Origin of the sequence: Gordonia neofelifaecis NRRL B-59395 (genome assembly GCF_000192435.1) — a bacterium.
GTDB classification, from domain to species: domain Bacteria; phylum Actinomycetota; class Actinomycetes; order Mycobacteriales; family Mycobacteriaceae; genus Gordonia; species Gordonia neofelifaecis.
Map to the genome: position 1 here is coordinate 34,934 of NZ_AEUD01000004.1, position 16,035 is coordinate 50,968.

The 16,035-nt window shown below is 68.6% G+C and carries 12 protein-coding genes and 1 other RNA gene; 5 read left to right on the forward strand and 8 right to left on the reverse strand.

Annotated features, from left to right (window positions below; translation table 11 throughout):
• Positions 1 to 10: 10 nt before the first annotated feature.
• The 3 genes from rnpB to SCNU_RS05975 all read left to right on the forward strand — a co-directional run bounded on the left by rnpB (position 11) and on the right by SCNU_RS05975 (position 2,649).
• Positions 11 to 427: RNase P RNA component class A (rnpB, locus tag SCNU_RS19985), an RNA gene on the forward strand.
• Positions 428 to 625: 198 nt separating this feature from the next.
• The gene (locus SCNU_RS05970) at positions 626 to 1,195 is read left to right on the forward strand and encodes an LGFP repeat-containing protein (protein WP_009678450.1); all 570 of its coding nucleotides are present in this window, start codon (positions 626 to 628) and stop codon (positions 1,193 to 1,195) included.
• Positions 1,196 to 1,218: 23 nt separating this feature from the next.
• A complete protein-coding gene (locus SCNU_RS05975; RefSeq protein WP_040517811.1) occupies positions 1,219 to 2,649 on the forward strand; it encodes an RNB domain-containing ribonuclease in 1,431 nt (476 codons plus the stop codon).
• Positions 2,650 to 2,658: 9 nt separating this feature from the next.
• Here the strand turns inward: SCNU_RS05975 and SCNU_RS05980 are convergent, their stop codons facing one another.
• From SCNU_RS05980 to panB, 3 genes are all read right to left on the reverse strand, one after another.
• Positions 2,659 to 4,140, reverse strand: a complete 1,482-nt coding sequence (locus tag SCNU_RS05980; protein WP_009678452.1) for a CYTH and CHAD domain-containing protein — start codon at positions 4,138 to 4,140, stop codon at positions 2,659 to 2,661.
• Between the two features lies 1 nt (position 4,141).
• Entirely contained in the window at positions 4,142 to 5,098 is a 957-nt protein-coding gene (gene pip / locus SCNU_RS05985) for a prolyl aminopeptidase (protein ID WP_009678453.1), read from the reverse strand.
• Between the two features lie 134 nt (positions 5,099 to 5,232).
• On the reverse strand, positions 5,233 to 6,081 hold the full coding sequence (gene panB, locus SCNU_RS05990; RefSeq protein ID WP_009678454.1) for a 3-methyl-2-oxobutanoate hydroxymethyltransferase: 849 nt from the start codon (positions 6,079 to 6,081) through the stop codon (positions 5,233 to 5,235).
• Between the two features lie 224 nt (positions 6,082 to 6,305).
• Between panB and glnA (SCNU_RS05995) the strand changes: the two genes are divergently transcribed.
• A complete protein-coding gene (gene glnA / locus SCNU_RS05995) occupies positions 6,306 to 7,643 on the forward strand; it encodes a type I glutamate--ammonia ligase (RefSeq protein ID WP_009678455.1) in 1,338 nt (445 codons plus the stop codon).
• 9 nt (positions 7,644 to 7,652) lie between these two features.
• Positions 7,653 to 10,661, forward strand: a complete 3,009-nt coding sequence (locus tag SCNU_RS06000; protein ID WP_050792768.1) for a bifunctional [glutamine synthetase] adenylyltransferase/[glutamine synthetase]-adenylyl-L-tyrosine phosphorylase — start codon at positions 7,653 to 7,655, stop codon at positions 10,659 to 10,661.
• 83 nt (positions 10,662 to 10,744) lie between these two features.
• On the opposite strand, the gene SCNU_RS06005 is transcribed toward SCNU_RS06000, so the two are convergent.
• The 5 genes from SCNU_RS06005 to glnA (SCNU_RS06025) all read right to left on the reverse strand — a co-directional run bounded on the left by SCNU_RS06005 (position 10,745) and on the right by glnA (SCNU_RS06025) (position 15,793).
• Positions 10,745 to 11,308, reverse strand: a complete 564-nt coding sequence (locus SCNU_RS06005) for an FKBP-type peptidyl-prolyl cis-trans isomerase (protein WP_009678457.1) — start codon at positions 11,306 to 11,308, stop codon at positions 10,745 to 10,747.
• 11 nt (positions 11,309 to 11,319) lie between these two features.
• Positions 11,320 to 11,745: an FKBP-type peptidyl-prolyl cis-trans isomerase gene (locus SCNU_RS06010; protein WP_009678458.1), complete on the reverse strand. Its 426-nt coding sequence runs from the start codon at positions 11,743 to 11,745 to the stop codon at positions 11,320 to 11,322.
• Between the two features lie 350 nt (positions 11,746 to 12,095).
• A complete protein-coding gene (locus SCNU_RS06015; protein WP_009678459.1) occupies positions 12,096 to 13,103 on the reverse strand; it encodes an alpha/beta hydrolase in 1,008 nt (335 codons plus the stop codon).
• Between the two features lie 183 nt (positions 13,104 to 13,286).
• The gene (locus tag SCNU_RS06020) at positions 13,287 to 14,165 is read right to left on the reverse strand and encodes a serine hydrolase (protein WP_009678460.1); all 879 of its coding nucleotides are present in this window, start codon (positions 14,163 to 14,165) and stop codon (positions 13,287 to 13,289) included.
• Positions 14,166 to 14,359: 194 nt separating this feature from the next.
• On the reverse strand, positions 14,360 to 15,793 hold the full coding sequence (glnA, locus tag SCNU_RS06025) for a type I glutamate--ammonia ligase (protein ID WP_009678461.1): 1,434 nt from the start codon (positions 15,791 to 15,793) through the stop codon (positions 14,360 to 14,362).
• Between the last annotated feature and the right edge of the window lie 242 nt (positions 15,794 to 16,035).

A 16,035-nucleotide genomic window follows, 5' to 3' on the forward strand; every position in this document is an offset into this window, starting at 1 on the left:
ATCTCGCGAACGAGCCGGCCGGGCGGCCGCGGCGAGGGAACCGCACGATCGGTCGTGCAGGCCCGAGTCGAGGAAAGTCCGGACTCCACAGCAGCAGGGTGGTTGCTAACGGCAACCCGGGGCGACCCGCGGGACAGTGCCACAGAGAACAGACCGCCCGCACGTCTGACGTGCGGGTAAGGGTGAAACGGTGCGGTAAGAGCGCACCAGCGACACGGGTGACCGCGTCGGCTCGGTAAACCCCACCCGGAGCAAGGCCGAAGCTCGCACCGCCGCAAGGCGTGTGCGAGTGCGCGAGTGATCGAGGACTGCTCGTCCGAGCTCGCGGGTTGGCTGCTTGAGGCACCCGGTGACGGTGTGTCCAGATGGATGGTCGCCCCCGGCCCTCGGACCGGGACAGGATCCGGCTTACACGCCGGCTCGTTCGCTCTCACCGCTCGGTGGCGTCACGGTCAGGTCAATCGGCGATCACGATTCGGGTACGTCACCCGCCGCGTATCGCCCATTCGTCCCGACACGCACATCGTCCGGTCGTGTCATCGGATCGAACGACATAGCATTCGCCAGACGCGCGTCCGGGGAGGAACGGCGTGCGTCGGACACCCGCACACCCAGGGGGAAATCTATGAACGTCAATGCCAAGCGCGCCGCAATCGTCGTGGCCGCCGTCGGGTCGATCGGCCTGCTCGGTACCGCGTGCTCGTCGAACGACGACTCGGCGGCGAACTCGTCGACGCCGGCCGCGGCCAGTTCGGAGAACGGCGGCACCGGAGCCTCGGACCAGAACGGGGCGGGATCGTCGAAGCCGACCGCGATCAAGACCGACACCGAATTGACGACCGCGGACGGGCAGCAGGTCACCATCTCGAACGAGGCGATCGCCGAATCGTACGGTACCCGCGGGGGACCGGACGGCTACCTCGGCAAGCCCCTCGGCCCCGTCGTGAAGCTCAAGACCGGCGGAGAGTTCATCACTTTCGAGAACGGTTCGCTGTACCAGAATCCGAAGTCCGGCGAGGTGTACGCGGTCCACGGGAAGATCGGTGACGAGTGGGGCACGCTGAATCACGAAGAGGGCAGGCTCGGTTACCCGACGAGTGAGGAGAGCCAGGCGGACGGCGGTCTGAAGCAGACCTACGACAACGGCGCCATCACCTTCGTCGACGGCAAGGTGACTGTCACACCAGCGGGCTGATCCCGGCTCTATGCTCTAGAACCATGCAGCGCAGGATGCGGGCGCCGGCGATCGATTTCGCTCGATTGCGGCGCGACATGGGGATCGTCAATGGGTTCTCCGCCGAGGTGGAACGACAGGCGGCATCCGCAGTCGACCGATTCGCCGACGCTCGCATCGACCGCACCGACCTCGAACTGGTCACCATCGATCCGCCCGGATCGAAGGACCTGGATCAGGCGGTCCGGGTGGTCCGGCACGACGGATCGGACGACGCGGGCTTCCTGGTCCACTACGCGATCGCCGACGTGGCGGCGCTGGTGGAGCCGGGCAGCGCGCTCGATCTGGAGAGCCGCCGGCGTGGCCAGACGATCTACTTCCCGGACGGGAGCGTTCCGCTGCATCCGCGGGCGCTGTCGGAAGGCGTCGGGTCACTGCTGCCCGAACAGCCCCGACCGGCGGTGCTCTGGACCGTCGACGTCGCGGCCGACGGCGAATGCCGATCGGTGGAGGTACAGCGTGCGACGGTGACCTCGCGCGCTCGCCTCGACTACGCGGGTGTGATGGCCGACCTCGACGCCGGTCGTCTGCACCCCGCGGTCGCCGCGCTGCCGGACTTCGGCCGCACCAGGCTCGCGTGGTCGTTGCGACGCGGATCGGTGCAGCTCGATCTGCCCGACCAGGAGATCGTGCCGCACGAGCCGGGGCGGGCGTGGACGCTGCGGCTGGCCCCGCGTACCCCCGCCGATCAGTGGAATGCACAGGTGTCGTTGCTGATCGGGATGTGTGCGGGCCGGATTCAGCAGCAGGCGGGGGTCGGCCTGCTGCGAACGCTGCCGCCGGCGTCCGACGACGCCGTGGCCGATCTCCGGCGCGCGGCGCAGCACCTGCAGATCCCGTGGACCGACGGATTCTCCCCGGGCGAGTTCCTCGCGACACTGCAACCGGATGCACCGACGACACTCGCGTTGATGAGCGTCGGCGCGCGACTGATGCGCGGAGCCGGGTACCTGGCGCTCGACGCCGAATCCACGCGACTCCCGGTGGAGCGGCTCGAGCACGCCGGCGTCGGCGGGCTGTACGCCCACGTCACCGCGCCGCTTCGGCGACTCGGCGATCGCTTCGCCACCGAGGCGTGCCTGGCGGTCACCGCGGGCGACGCGGTGCCGGACTGGGCGCTGACCGCGCTGCCCGCACTGCCCAAGACGATGAGCGGATCGGACTCGGTCGCAGCGACCGCGGAGCGCAAGAGTGTCGACCTCACCGAGTCCGTCGTGCTGTCGGACCAGGTGGGCCAGCGGTTCGACGCCGTCGTGATGCGCGGCCGCGACGGCAAGCGGGCGCCGGAGATCTTCATCGAGTCACCGGCGATCGTCGCACGATGTGAGAACGCGCCCGACGCGGGCACGCGCTGCGTCGTGGAGGTGACCGCCGCCGATCCGTCGGTGCCGGAGGTGTCGTTCCGGGCGGTGTGAGGTTCCGCGTCACCGGGATCGGCGGTACTTCTTCACCGCACGCCGCCCTCGCGACTCCTCCTGCGCGTCCAGGCGACCGAGGACGAAGAGCGCTTCCCGGCTCAACTGCGGATCGGCGGCCACCTCGGCGAGGTGTGCGCGGTTCACCGCGGTGTCCTGGAAGACGCCGAGGTGGCTCTGGACTCGCTTGGCGTCCTTCCCGGCCCTGGCGAACGCCTTCTTGCCGAGCGGCTCGGCCGACTCGGCGGTGTATCGGACCGCCTTGGCGCGCTTGCGGATCGTGTGCAACTGCTCGACCCATTCCGGAGACCACGGCGTGTGCTTGCGGAGTCGCTTCTCCGCCTTGACCATTCGCGCGTACGCGCCACCGATCGCGTCGGCCGCCACGTCGCGGGCGTCGCGCCGCGCGGCGGGACCGGGGATCGGTGCGTCGATCAGCTTGTCGAGGTCGTCGAGCAGGCGGAGGTAGCGAGGAGTGGACAGCGCGTAGCGCATCGACTTGAGCGCTCGCTCGTGCTGCGTGCGCTCGTCGTCGATGAGCGCCTTCACCAGGTCGGCGGGCGGGTTCTCCCGAGCGAGGAGATGTTCGTTGGCGGCGAGACGGACCTCCCGATCGCGGGCGTCGCCCAGCACCTCGGCGAGGCGGCGCAGTTCCTCGGCGACGGGCGCCGCGGCCTCCGGTGCGATGACGCCCGGGTACGAGGTGAGGATGGAGCGGATCTTGCGCGACGCGACCCGCATCTGGTGGACCGCGTCGGGACCGTTCTCGCGCGCGATCGGATCCCAGGCGAGGAGGGCGTCGCGATGGGTGGCGAGGTCGTACTGGACCAGTCCGAGGGCGGTCGCCTTCTTGGGCAGCGCCCGGATGAGGTCGTCGTGCGGCTGCGTGCCGATGGCTCGCGCCAACTTCGAGACGCTGGACGCCTCGCGTGCGCCGGCCGAGCGGAGCGCGCTCCTGGCGTGCTTGAGGAGCTTCGCGTCGCCGCCGGTGAGCTCGAACTCCCACTCGGCCCACCGGTTCACCGAACCGCCGGGGAGCAGCGACTCCGCGGAGACGATGTCCTCGCAGAACTCGGCGAGGGAGACGCCGTCCGCGTCGAGGACGACGGTGACGGTGCGGTCGGTGGTGATGGTGGCGACCGGAATCAGCGGCTCGGACCGGACGACGGTCAGCACCTGCTCTCGCAGGGTGGCGGGGACCGATTCCTGGTCGGCGTCGTCGAACCCGACGGCGGTCTCCTTGCGGCCGCCGGGCACCGACGACGGGCGCTTGAGATGCCATCCGGCGTCGGTGCCGCCGGTCCGGCGGCGCAGGGTCATCCGGTTCTTCGCGAGCAGGGTGTCCGGGGTGTCGAAGTAGGTGGCTTCGAGCAGATAGGTCTCGGGTTCGGCGGTGGATCCGCCGGCGACCAGATCGGACAGGTCGGGTGCGGGCAGTCCGGCGTCGACGTCGAACTTCAGCTCGATCTCGATGGAATGGGATGCACTCATGTCAGACACTCCTGCGCGCGAATCGGTCGGTCGCTTCCACCAGGTGGTGCACGATGCCCGGCTCGAACGACGCGTGGCCCGCGTCGTCGACGATCTCGAGTCGGGCGCCGGGCCACGCCCGATGCAGATCCCAGGCACTGCGCATCGGACAGACCACATCGTATCGACCCTGCACGATCACGGCCGGAATGTGTGAGATGGCGCCGATGTCCCGCAGCAGCTGTCCCTCTTCGAGGAATCCGTGATTGACGAAGTAGTGGTTCTCGATGGTCGCGAAGGCGAGGTCGAACCGGTCACTCTGGTCCGAGTCATGCTGGGGGAGAAGGTAACTGGTCCGCCCCTCCCACGTGCTCCAGGCGGTCGCAGCGCGTTGCGCCAGCGCGCGGTCGTCGCCGTTCAGCAGGCGGTGATAGACGGCGACGAGGTCGGCGTCGCGCTCGCCTTCGGGAATCGGGTCCAGGTACGTCTCCCACACGTCGGGGTAGATGTTCGCCGCGCCGCCGTTGTAGTACCAGTCGATCTCACTGCGCCGGAGCAGGAAGATTCCGCGCAGGACCAGTTCGGTCACGCGATCGGGATGCGCCTGAGCGTAGGCGAGGCCGAGGGTGGATCCCCATGAGCCGCCGAACACCTGCCACGCGTCCACCCCGAGGTGGGCGCGAAGCCGCTCCATGTCGGCGATGAGGTGTGCGGTGGTGTTGACGGACAGATCGGCGCCGTCGGCGATGTGCGGCCGCGACTGTCCGCAGCCGCGCTGGTCGAACAGGATGATGCGGTACCGAGCCGGGTCGAAGAACTGCCGCTGCTTCGGCGAGGTCCCGCCGCCGGGGCCGCCGTGGACGAAGACGACCGGCTTGCCGTCGGGGTTTCCCGAAGCCTCCCAATAGATCTCCTGACCGTCGCCGACGTTCAGATGTCCGGAGTCGTAGGCGTCGATCGGCGGGTACAGGGTGCGCATGCGTCCAAGCCTAGGCGGTCCGACGACATCCGCGTGGTCGAGCGAGATCCGCGGTGTCTGCGCCACCGCGGATCTCGTCGGACTACGCGGACGCCCTCAGCCGCACGCCGGTCGGGCGACGGTCGGGCGTCGGCTCAGTAAGAGTGCTCGGGGCCGGGGAAGGCGGCGGTCGCGACCTCGGTCGCGTAGGCGCGGGCGGCCTCGCGGAGCTCGTCGCCGACCGCCGCGTACCGCTTGACGAACTTGGCGGTCTTGCCGTGGGTGTAGCCCGCCATGTCCTGCCAGACGAGCACCTGGGCATCGGTCTCGTTGCCCGCCCCGATCCCGACGGTGGGAATGGTCAGCTTGCGGGTGATCTGCCCGGCGATGTCGGCCGGCACCATCTCCATCACCACGGAGAACGCGCCCGCCTCCTGCACGGCGATGGCGTCGGCGATCAGCTGGTCGGCGGCGTCGCCCCGGCCCTGCACGCGGAAACCGCCGAGACCGTTCACGCTCTGCGGGGTGAATCCGACGTGGCCCATCACCGGGATGCCTGCTGCGGTGAGTGCGGCGATCTGCGGGGCGACGCGTTCGCCGCCCTCGATCTTGACCGCGTGCGCGCCGCCCTCCTTGAAGAAGCGGACGGCGTTCTCGAGCGCCTGCTGGGGGCTCGCCTCGTAGGTGCCGAACGGAAGGTCGGCCACGACCAGGGCGTGCGGGGCCCCGCGGACGACCGCGCGCACCAGCGGGATCAGCTCGTCGTTGGTGATCGGGATCGTGGTGTCGTAGCCGTAGACGACGTTCGCGGCGGAGTCGCCGACCAGCAGGACGGGGATCTCGGCCTCGTCGAAGATGCGGGCGGTGGAGAAGTCGTACGCGGTGAGCATCGGCCACTTGTGGCCCTCGGCCTTCCACTGCGCGAGATGGTGGACGCGAGTCGCGCGGCGGGGCGCCTGCGTGCTCGTGACCGGAGTGGAGCCGTAAACGGATGCATCCGACATGATCTGCCTCATTTCTGCCTCGAGTCCCGCAGGTGCGGGTACCCGGGTTGGTGTGGACGTATTCGATTGTTCCACCGCGTCGGTGGGCGATGAACCCGCACGTCGGTGGGATTGGTCACACGCCGGCGGAGGCGCATCGACGATGCGCGGCGGTCGTCGACGACGACCGATCGCATCTGCGCGGGTGTAACACGCGCGTAACCGCGGGCCTCTAAGGTTCGGGTATGGACCGCCAACAGGAATTCGTGCTGCGCACCCTCGAAGAGCGGGACATCCGCTTCGTCCGGCTGTGGTTCACCGACATCCTCGGGTATCTGAAGTCGGTGGCCATCGCGCCGGCCGAACTCGAAGGCGCGTTCGCCGAGGGCATCGGATTCGACGGCTCGGCGATCGAGGGTTTCTCAAGGGTCTCGGAGGCCGACATGGTCGCCAAGCCCGATCCGTCGACGTTTCAGATCCTGCCCTGGCGCGACGAGGGCGACCTGTACTCGGCGCGCATCTTCTGCGACATCACGATGCCCGACGGCTCGCCGTCGTGGGCCGATCCGCGCAATGTGCTGAGGCGGCAGCTGAACAAGGCCGCCGACCAGGGATTCACCTGCTATGTCCATCCGGAGATCGAGTTCTTCCTGCTGCAGGACAAGCCGATCGACGGCACACCGCCGGTCCCGGCAGACCGGGGCGGGTACTTCGACCAGGCGTTCCACGCGCTGGCACCGAACTTCCGCAGACACGCCATCGACGCGCTCGAGGCGATGGGCATCTCCGTGGAGTTCTCGCATCACGAGGGTGCGCCGGGTCAGCAGGAGATCGATCTGCGCTATGCCGATGCTCTGTCGATGGCCGACAACGTGATGACCTTCCGCTATCTGGTGAAGCAGGTCGCGTTCAGCGACGGCGTGCGCGCGACATTCATGCCGAAGCCGTTCAGCGAGTATCCGGGCTCGGCGATGCACACGCACATGAGCCTCTTCGAGGGCGACACCAACGCCTTCCACAACCCCGACGACCCGATGCAGCTCTCGACGGTCGGCAAGCAGTTCATCGCGGGTATCCTCCACCACGCGGGGGAGATCAGCGCGGTCACGAACCAGTGGGTCAACAGCTACAAGAGGCTCATCTACGGTGACGAGGCGCCGACGGCCGCGACGTGGGGCGGCGCCAACCGTTCGGCGATGATCCGACTTCCGCTGTACACGCCGAACAAGGCGTCGTCTCGGCGCGTCGAGATCCGTACACCGGACTCGGCGTGCAATCCCTACCTGACGTTCGCGGTGCTCCTGGCCGCCGGCATGAAGGGGATCGAGAACGAGTACGAGCTGCCGGACGAGGCCGAGGACAACGTCTGGGCGCTGACCGAGGCGGAGCGGCGGGCGATGGGCTACCGCGAGCTCCCGGGGTCGCTCGCCGACGCGCTGGTCGAGATGGAGAAGTCGGAGCTGGTGGCGGAGACGCTCGGCGAGCACGTCTTCGACTACTTCCTGCGCAACAAGCGGGCCGAGTGGAATGCGTACCGCGGCCGGGTGACGCCGTACGAGCTCGAGCACTATCTGCCGTTGTAGGAGGTTCGCGTGACTGTTTCTCGCGGCCGCTCCGCGGTGCCCAGCCCCGGTCGTCTCGGCCTGTTGCAGACCGAGGCGCGCGACCGACTGTCGTCACTCGGTTGGACCGGGCCCGACGACGTCGACCTGCTCTGGTCGCTCTCGCGTGCTCCGGACGCCGATCTCGCCCTGGCCACCCTGATCCGACTACGCGACGCAGATCCCGAAGCGTGGCCCGAGTTGGACCGACTTCTGCGGCGCGACAAGCGGTTCCGCGGGCGCCTGCTGTCGGTGATCGGCGGGTCGGACGCGCTGGGCGATCATCTCGTCGCGGAGCCCGGCGTGTGGCGACGACTGCTGGCCGACGAGCTGCCCGACGCGATCGCCGTGCGCGCGGCACTGCTCGGCGCGGTCGAGGCCACCGTCGAACCTGGGGCGGAGCAGCGCGGAGACCTGCTGTACCGCGCGGCCGTCACCGGCCCCGACGCGGTCGTCGCCTTGCGGCGGGCGTATCGGGATCAGTTGATGGTGCTGGCCGCGCACGACCTCGCCGCGACCGTCGAAGACGAGCCGGTCCTGTATCTGCCGGAGGTCGGCGCCCGACTGTCGGACCTGGCGGACGCCGCACTGACCGCGGCGCTCGCGGTGGCGATCGCGACGGTGCTCGACGACAAGCCGCTCGAGGCGGAGCTCGCGGTGATCGCGATGGGCAAGTGCGGGGCCCGCGAACTGAACTACGTCAGCGATGTGGACGTGGTGTTCGTCGCCGAACCCGCGGACGCCGCCTCGGCCCGGATCGCCGGCGAGATGATGCGGGTGGGGTCGTCGGCGTTCTTCGACGTCGACGCGGGCCTGCGTCCGGAAGGCAAACGAGGTGCGTTGACCCGCACCCTGGAGTCGCACGTCGCGTACTACCGCCGTTGGGCGAAGACGTGGGAGTTCCAGGCACTCCTCAAGGCCCGGGCGATGACCGGCTCGATGAAGCTGGGCGCGGCGTACGTGGAGGCGACGGCGCCGATGGTGTGGGACGCCTCCGAGCGCGACGACTTCGTCCCCGAGGTCCAGGCGATGCGCCGCCGGGTGGAATCGCTGGTTCCCCCGGAGGAGAAGGCGCGCAACCTCAAACTCGGGCGCGGCGGTCTCCGCGACGTCGAGTTCGCGGTGCAACTGCTGCAGATGGTGCACGGACGCGTGGATCCGGATCTGCACGTGCAGTCGACGGTCGACGCGCTCGCGGCGCTCACCGACGGCGGCTACATCGGCCGGGACGACGGCGCGAACTTCGCGGCGTCGTACCAGTTCCTGCGAATGCTGGAGCATCGTCTGCAACTGCAACGACTGCAGCGCACGCACTTGCTTCCCGATCCGGCCGACACCGCGGCGATGCGGTGGCTCGCGCGCGCCGCGCACGTGCGACCGGAGGGAACCAATGACGCCGAGCAGGTGTTGCGCCGGGAACTCCGCAAGCAACGGACTCGCGTGCGGCAGCTGCACGAGAAGCTGTTCTACCGCCCGCTGCTCGAGTCGGTGGCGCGGTTGGACAAGGGCGCGCTGCGGTTGTCGGACGAGTCGGCGAAAAGGCAGCTGGCGGTGCTCGGCTGGGCCTTCCCGGATCGGGCCCTCGCGCACATCCGCGTCCTCGGGTCCGAACCCGGGCGCAGCGGCCAGATCCAGATGCTCATCCTGCCCGGACTGCTCGAGCACATCAGCGACACCCCGGACCCGGACGCGGGCCTGTTGAACTACCGCAGGCTCTGCGACGAGGTGGTCGGCGTCGAATGGTTCCTTCGTCTGCTCCGCGACGACGGCGTGGTGGCCGAGCGGCTCATGCACGTCCTCGGCACCAGCGAGTACATCGCGGACCTGCTGATGCGCTCGCCGGACGTCATCCAGCTGTACTCGACGGGTGCGACCGGACCGAAACTCACCGAGGTCGATTCGGCCGATGTGGTGAAGGGACTGGTCGCGTCCACGATGCGAGCCAGTGACCTGAACCGGGCGATCGCCGTCGCGCGGTCGCACCGGCGCGCTGAACTGGCTCGCATCGCGTCGGCGGATCTCCTCGGCCTGATGACCGTGCAGCAGGTGTGCCGCGCCCTGTCGACGGTGTGGGCCGCGGTGCTCGGCGCGGCGCTCGACAAGGTGATCGCGTCGACGGCCGGCGGTCGAGCCGGTGCACCCGCGCGGATCGCCGTGATCGGGATGGGACGCCTGGGCGGCGGCGAACTCGGGTACGGGTCGGACGCCGACGTGCTCTTCGTCTGCGAGCCCGTGGAGGGCGTCGCCGAGCCCGAGGCCGTCCGGTGGGCGCAGTCCGTCGCCGACCAGGTGCGCAGTCTGCTCGGTACGCCGAGCGCCGATCCGCCTCTCGAAGTGGACGTCGGGCTCCGGCCGGAGGGCAAGAACGGCCCGATCGTCCGCACGCTGGCGTCGTACGAGGCGTACTACCGGCAGTGGGCGGAGGCCTGGGAGGTGCAAGCGCTGCTGCGCGCGCACTCCGTCGCGGGCGACGAGGATCTGGGCCTGCGATTCCTGCACATGATCGACGTGACCCGGTACCCCGAGGGCGGCGTCTCGTCGGACGCGGTGAAGGAGATCCGGCGCATCAAGGCACGCGTGGACTCGGAACGGCTGCCGCGCGGCGCCGACCCGGCGACCCACACCAAGCTGGGGCGCGGCGGTCTGGCCGACGTCGAGTGGACGGTTCAGCTGATGCAGCTGAGGTACGCCCACCGGCATCCAGAACTGCACAACACGTCGACGTTGGAGACTCTGGATGCGATCCGCGATCTCGAGCTGCTGACGTCGGACCAGGTGGAGATGCTCGCGGACGCCTGGCTCACTGCGACCAAGGCGCGCAATGCGCTGGTTCTGGTGCGGGGCAAACCGGTCGATCAGCTGCCCGGACCCGGTCGTGCGCTGCGGTCCGTCGCCTACGCCGCCGGCTGGCCGCAGGACGAGGCGCAGGAGTTCCTCGAGAACTACATGCGGGTGACACGACGGGCCAAGGCGGTCGTCGTGGAGGTCTTCGAGAGCTGATCTCGCACTACCAACGCGTAGACCGCCCGGTGACGGACTCGATGTCCGATACCGGGCGGTCTACGCGTTGGTAGTGCGGGGCGTCAGCCCTCGATGCCGAGGATCTTCAGTCCGAAGACGATCGTGTCGCCCGGATTGATCGAGCCGTCGCCGCTGCCCTGCGGGTAGCCGTCGGCGGAGGGGATCACGACGCCGACGGTGGAGCCGACCTTCTGCCCGACGAGCGCCTTCCGGAAGCCCGGCACCACGCCGGACGCCGGGAACTGCTCGGGGGCGCCGCGGTCGTAGGCGCTGTCGAAGGTCTTCCCGGTGGTGCCGTTGACGCCCTCGTAGCAGACGGTGACGGTCGACGCGTCGGTCACTTCGGCCCCCGACCCCTGCTTCAGGGTCTTCACCTGCGTCTGGTCGACCTTGAACGGCGTCGACAGGTCGATCTTCGGGGCCGCGTTCTTCGCATCGTCGGTGACGGCGAACGTCGCCTTGCCCGAGGTGCCGTCGACGGTCCACGTGGGCTGGCCGGAGAAGCCCTGCGGGACGGGCGCGCAGCTCGTGGTGTCGAGCGCGTCGCCGCCGTCGTCCGACGAGCAGGCGGTCAGGGCGAGGGCGGAGACCGCCAGCGGGACGAGGACGAGGGCCTTGAGCTTCATGGTCAGCCAGCCTATCCGGCGGTGTCGGACGCGGGTTCCGCGGCCATGATCTTGAGAACGAAGACGATGGTGTCACCCGGCTTGATGGTGCCGTCGGGGCTGCCGTCCGGATACCCGTCGGCGGATGTCATCGCGACGGCCACCGACGCGCCGACCTGCTGGCCGACGAGTGCGCGGCGGAATCCGGGGACCACCCCGTCGGCGTGCAGCCGCGCCGGCGATCCCTTCTGGTACGTGCTGTCGAAGGTCTGGCCGTCGCGTCCGTCGACGCCCTCGTAGCAGACGTTGACGATGGAGTCGTCGGTGATCTCGTCGCCGGTGCCCGTGACCAGGGTCTTGACCTGGGTCTCGTCGACCGAGAACGGGGGCGTGACCTTGATCAGCGGACCGGCGCTGTCGGTGGCGGCGGCGACCTCCAGGGTGCCGGTGGTCCCCATCACCTGCCACTGCGGTTTGGTGTCGGCGGGGGGGGCGGCCCTGCCACTGCGGTTTGGTGTCGGCGGGCGGATCGTCCTGCGGGCACACGCCGCCGTCCATCGTCGGGCTCGCAGTGGTCACATCGAGGCTGGCCTGCGCCTCGTCGGAGGAACTGTCGGTGGAGCACCCCGCGAGGACGAGGAGGCTCGCCGCGGCGGGGACCAGGATCAGGGAACGGCGCTTCATGGGCGCCGACGTTAGCAGCCGTGTCTGGGATGCCGCTGTGCGCATGTCGGCACGGAATTCGCCTGCGGCGACACGCCGACGGCCCGGCGCCCACGAGGGGCTCCGGGCCGCGGATGGCGGGGAGTCAGGCGCCGATCGCCTTCGCGATCATCGGCCACGACGAGTGCAGCTCGCGCTCCCAGTAGCCCCAGGAATGGGTGCCTTGCGGATGCAGGGCGACCTTGGCCGGGATCTTCAGCTGGGCCAGACGCTGGGCCATCTGCTGCGTGCAGGTGTTGGTGGCGGCCTCGATGGCGCCGCCGACCACGACCCGATCGGCGAGGGCGACACCCTGGGCCGCACTGCTGCCCGCGTCGACCGACTCGTCCTGTCCGGGCAGACCGGAGTTCGACGAGAGGTACACCTGGGTCCCGCGTAGCTTCTCGGCATTGAGGTAGGGGTCGTTCGCGCGCCAACCGGGCCCGTCGTACGGACCCCACATGTTGCGGGTGTCGGCCTTGCCGCGGCTTTCCACGACCATCCGGATGTACCGCTGGCCGACCTTGTCGCTGGTCCGGGCGCAACCGCTGTACGACGCGGTGATCTCGTACAGACTCGGTGCGGCGATCGCGAGGTTCAATACCGAGGTGCCCGACATGGAGATGCCTGCGACGCCGTTCTTGCCGGTGCTCTTGAGTTCCTTGTCGAGCAGCGGCGGCAGCTCCCGGGTGAGGAACGTCTGCCACTTCTGCTTGCCGAGCACCTTGTCGTCGCGCTCCCAGTCCGTGTAGTAGGAGAAGATGCCCTTCAGCGGGGTCACGACGTTGACCTGCTTGTTCTGGAAGAACTCGACGTAATTCGTGCGCAGGGCCCAACTGGCCGAGTCCTCGCCGCCACCCGCGCCGTTGAGCAGGTACAGGATCGGCGCAGCCTTCGACGTGTCCTTGGGTCGCAGCACGTCGAGCGGGATCTCGCGCTCCATCGACTGCGAGTAGACCGTGATCACCTGGTGCTGAGGGGTGGCGCCGTCGACGACGGAGACGATCTGCGACGGAGTCTGCGCGGAGACCTCGCCCGCGGCGAGGGGAGCGACCACGGTTGCGGTCAGGGCGAGCAGTCCGGCGACGGCGCCGGCGAGAGTTCGGGTCTTCATACGAGTGCTTTCACGTCCGTGAGCGACGACGGTGTCGCTCGATGCGGCGTCCGGGAGCAGGCGCCTGCGGGGGAGTGCGGTCGTCGTGACCACGGTCCTGACCGTCAGTTGTAGCGCGGATCGGCCGCATCGACCTCGTCGAATCCGGCAGACGGCACGGAAAAGACGATGACCCTGATCGGGTCAGGCAGCGGAGCGGCAGTGGCCGCCGGGCAGCGAGTCGAGGTGGTCGTCGAGCCAGCGCGCGACTCGGTCGAGAACCTGGACGCCGCGCTCGAACGTCATCTGTGGCGTGTGAGTACTGATCGACACAGCGGTCTGCGATCCGTCGGGCAGCGTCACCACTCCGATCTGACGGACCACGTAGCCACCGTCGGACGCCGCACCCCATCCGCCTTTGACTGCGACGTCGGCGGCGATTCGTTCGATACCCCAGCGCTGTGTCTCCGACACCCCCGTCATCAGGCTGATCACGTGACCGCTGCCGAGCATGCACGGCAGGCTGGCCGTCCAGACCGCCGAGTCCGACAGCGCCCAGCGCGTCTCGCCGAAGTGCGGGTGCGTTCCGTCGGTCGATGCGGGCAGTGACGTGACCGAGTCGTGTCCCTCGTCGAGGACGGCGGCCAGGGCTTCTGACGCCTCGGCGGGCGATCCGAGTGACTTGGTCAGGATCCGCGCCGAGGCGTTGTCGGAGTCGATCACCGCCGCGGCCTCGGTCCGGGTCATCCCGTGTCGGCGCTCCGCGGCCAATGCGAGCGGCACTTTGATGACCGACCATGCGTCCTGGGGAGTGGTGTCACCGAACACGATCGGATCGGTCGACCCGACAGGCGCCAGCGCGACACCGGCCGGCGCGGGCAGGTCGAGCGCCTCGAACGATGCTCGGAGCGATGGTCCGGGCACGTGCGCCTCGTGATCGGTAGACTGCGCCGAGGCTCCGCGACCGAACATGAGGCCTGCGGCCGTCACGCCGACGACGATCACGAACACGATCGACGCGGCCGTCGCGGTGCGGCGTCGCGACCACGACGCACCCTCGGATCCTCGGTGACGTCCGCTCATCTGGTCTGCGCCTCCCTCGCCGCGTTCAACCCGTTCGACCGACAGTCGACGCTATCAACGCCCGTTGAAGCGGGCCAATCGGAGACATCGAGCGTACGAGTCGACCCGCTCGGCGATCGGAAGGTGATCGCGGAGCGGGTCGAGGGGACTGCGGGCCGGCTGCGGACCGAAAAGGCTTCGCAGCAGGTCAGACGTCAGCAGTCGTAGTACAGGTTGAACTCGTACGGGTGCGGGCGGATCTGGATCGGCTCGATCTCGTTCTCACGCTTGAGCGCGATCCAGGTCTCGATGAGATCCTCGGTGAACACGCCGCCTGCGGTGAGGTAGTCGTGGTCGTGCTCGAGGCGGTCGATGACCGCGGACAGTGAGGTCGGCGCCTGCGGGATGCCCTTGGCCTCCTCGGGGGGAAGCTCGTACAGATCCTTGTCGACCGGCTCGTGCGGCTCGATTCGGTTCTTGATGCCGTCGAGGCCGGCCATCATCATCGCGGCGAACGCCAGGTACGGGTTGCCCGAGCTGTCGGGGCAGCGGAACTCGATGCGCTTGGCCTTCGGGTTGTTGCCGGTGATCGGGATGCGGACGCAGGCGCTGCGGTTGCGCTGGCTGTAGACCAGGTTGATCGGGGCCTCGTAGCCCGGGACCAGACGCTTGTAGGAGTTGATGGTCGGGTTGGTGAACGCGAGCAGCGACGGCGCGTGGTGCAGGATGCCGCCGATGTAGTAGCGCGCCATGTCCGACAGTCCGGCGTAGCCCGACTCGTCGTGGAACAGCGGCTTGCCGTCCTTCCACAGCGACTGGTGGGCGTGCATGCCCGAACCGTTATCGCCGAACAGCGGCTTCGGCATGAAGGTGACGGACTTGTCGTTCTGCCACGCCGTGTTCTTGATGATGTACTTGAACAGCTGGACGTCGTCGGCGGCGTGCAGCAGCGTGTTGAAGCGGTAGTTGATCTCCGCCTGGCCGCCGGTGCCGACCTCGTGGTGACCGCGCTCGAGGGTGAAGCCCGAGTTGGTCAGGTTGGTCGACATCTCGTCGCGCAGGTCGACGTAGTGGTCGTACGGTGCGACGGGGAAGTAGCCGCCCTTCTGGCGGACCTTGTAGCCCTTGTTCGGGGTGCCGTCGGGGTTGGTCGGCGACGCGGCGTTCCACCAGCCGGACTCGGACTCGACCTCGTAGTGGGTGGAGTTCATCTCGGAGCTGAACGACACCGAGTCGAAGATGTAGAACTCGGCCTCGGCGCCGAAGAAGCAGGCGTCGGCGATGCCGGTGGAGGCCAGGTACTCCTCGGCCTTGCGGGCGACGTTGCGGGGGTCGCGGCTGTAGGCCTCGCGAGTGAAGGGGTCGTGGACGAAGAAGCTGATGTTCATCGTCTTGGCCTTGCGGAACGGATCGATCCGGGCGGTGGCCGGGTCGGGCAGGAGCATCATGTCCGACTCGTCGATCGACTGGAAGCCGCGAACCGACGAACCGTCGAATGCCAGGCCCTCTTCGAAGACGTCCTCGGTGAATGCTGCCGCGGGGATGGAGAAGTGCTGCATCGTTCCCGGCAGGTCACAGAAGCGGATGTCGACGTACTCGACACCTTCGGCCTTGATGCCCTCGAGCAGTTCCTCGTTCGTGTTGTACACGGTTCGCCTGACTCCTTCTCAGTGAAGATCCGGTCAGAAATTCTCTGACGCAGAACCCGCGCCGGCCTCTTGAGGCGGCACGAATATCGGTAACCAGATTACGGAGATGACGTTGCTCGTGCGCTAAACCAATGTTTCTCCTTTGTTACGCCGAGGGTCGGCGCGTTACGAAAGCCGACCTCCGCGGGCGTTTCGTGTGGCCGGAGTCACGTAATTGGGGCGGATGACGACGCTGGCTACCA